Source organism: Paracoccus sp. PARArs4 (assembly GCF_947311865.1).
Lineage (GTDB): Bacteria > Pseudomonadota > Alphaproteobacteria > Rhodobacterales > Rhodobacteraceae > Paracoccus > Paracoccus zeaxanthinifaciens.
The window spans coordinates 1-1,966 of sequence record NZ_CAMZMW010000040.1; the positions used below are offsets into that span (position 1 = coordinate 1).

General features: G+C 49.5%; 1 protein-coding gene. It reads right to left on the reverse strand.

The genetic code is table 11. The features are described from left to right. Positions 1-126 precede the first annotated feature (126 nt). A complete protein-coding gene (locus tag QMZ16_RS16250) occupies positions 127-1,590 on the reverse strand; it encodes an AAA family ATPase (protein WP_282604027.1) in 1,464 nt (487 codons plus the stop codon). Positions 1,591-1,966 lie beyond the last annotated feature (376 nt).

Consider the following 1,966-nt stretch of genomic DNA (forward strand, 5'->3'; position numbering starts at 1 on the left):
ATCATGCCCCCATCAGTTCGGGAGCGTGAATCACGCCGGCAAGGTGGTCGCAACCCGATTAATGGGTCCTGACCCTAGAACCATCGCCGTCGCGTGTCTCGATGTAATTTTGTGATGTTCGTGGGGTCAGGCTGCTTGTAGTTCCTTCGCAGCAAGCATTGCCCTTCGTTGGGCTAAGAAATATACTTTGAAGAATTGATAGTATTCAGCTTCATCCCGTTCTTGCTGTTCACGCTTGGCCCGAAGTTCATCAGCCGATGGTTCTATAGCTTTGGCCGTTCCTGACGCAAAGAACCATTTCATAAAGGCTTCATCATCCTGTTCGACCGCCACAGGTTTGGGCGCTGGCGCAGCTTCCGCAGCGGGCGACTCCTCGGCATGGGCTGGAACAACTTCAACAACAGCAAAGGCAGGAACGGTCTTGCTCGGCTCTTGGACAACCGTGACCGCCTGCTTACCGAAGTCGTCGGCGTTGATGCTCAATGAAAGGCCGTCACGCTCAACTGCTCCGGTCTTGTCAACAACAGTGATCGATTTCTTGCCGCGCGTCATGGCGGTATACAGCCAGTTTTCGATGGCGATTTGAGGAAGGGCGTAATCCCATTGATTGAATTTGCCCTTATCAATCGCAACGCACTCAAGATGAACATAGACGTTATCGAAGCCCATGCCCTGCGCCGAATGACATGTAATCGCATAAGAGAAATCAAATTGTCGCTTGGCATTGCTTTCCAAAGCTTGAAGTGAAAACTCTTTCTTCGCCACTTGGACAGATTTCTTGATACCCTTGAACTTAATATAAAAGTGAAATCTCGTTCGCGAAACGGACTCGATTTCATAAAGGGCATTGTTGCGATAGGTGATTTTGGTTTGTCCCGTTTTGCTGTCGCGGTAAGGATTGGAAGTGAAGTTTGCCAAGAGGAATTGACCCTCATGAAGGTTCAGAATGGTCTTGTTCTTATCGGCATAAGCGGCGTTGCCGTATCTGACCTCATGACATGCCACATTTAGTTGGTTCCGCATTTCGTTGGTCATGCAGATATGAGTTGCATCCGCTTCAATGGCGCAGTCGCGAACCAAGCGAGGATCTACGCCCGACTCTTGCCGGAAGTTTTCAGTCAACACGAAGTCAGGAACTTCGTTCAGGAACCAATTCTGCTTGTAGTCTTCCTTCAAGCCGGTGATCGGGGGAAGCTGTCTGGAATCACCAACATAGGTTACATGGATGCCTGCGAGGGCGCATGTGTCATCGATAATCATCTTCTGGCGGCGGGTAAGCATCGAAGCTTCGTCAACGATCACATGGGTAACGCCACGTTCGATAAGCTGATTGCTCAAGCTGTTCTTCGTGGTTTGGATAAGGGCTACCACTTGGTAGACGCGCGGGATACCGGCGTTCTCAAGATTGGCGGCGGCGATGTGGGTTGGCGCGACAACACAAAGATTATCACCAAGTTCATCATAGACAGCTTTGATGGCGGTAGACTTGCCAGTTCCGGCCCCGCCAACAAGGATTTTGATTTCTTTGGTGATGATGCCTTGAACGGCTGAATTCTGTTCGATTGATAGAGTTGGAGAAGCGCTTGCCATCGTTTATGTCCTTATTCTAATTTTTTCAGTTTTGTGGGTGTGGTCATCCTTGCTGTGCGAAGTGGTCTTTTTAGGTCTTGGGAAGTCGGCTCATGACTTCCAACTTCCCGCGACGAACCACAACTGAAACAATCCGAAGGACTATCCAAATATAGATAGGATTCCGCGACTTTCCCAAGGGCGTAATTCGCCCCTTTTAGCTATGCCTTTATGGAAGGTCTGATATGCATAAGCCGTCTTGTAAAACGAATCATGCCTTGGCCGAAGCCCTGTCGACAAGGATTTTTTATCACATTCCTTAGGCTCCAGACTCGTTAATTTTCAAAGCCAGAAGATGACAGTTGCGGCGAGAGCGACGGCGGACAGAAAGACCCTC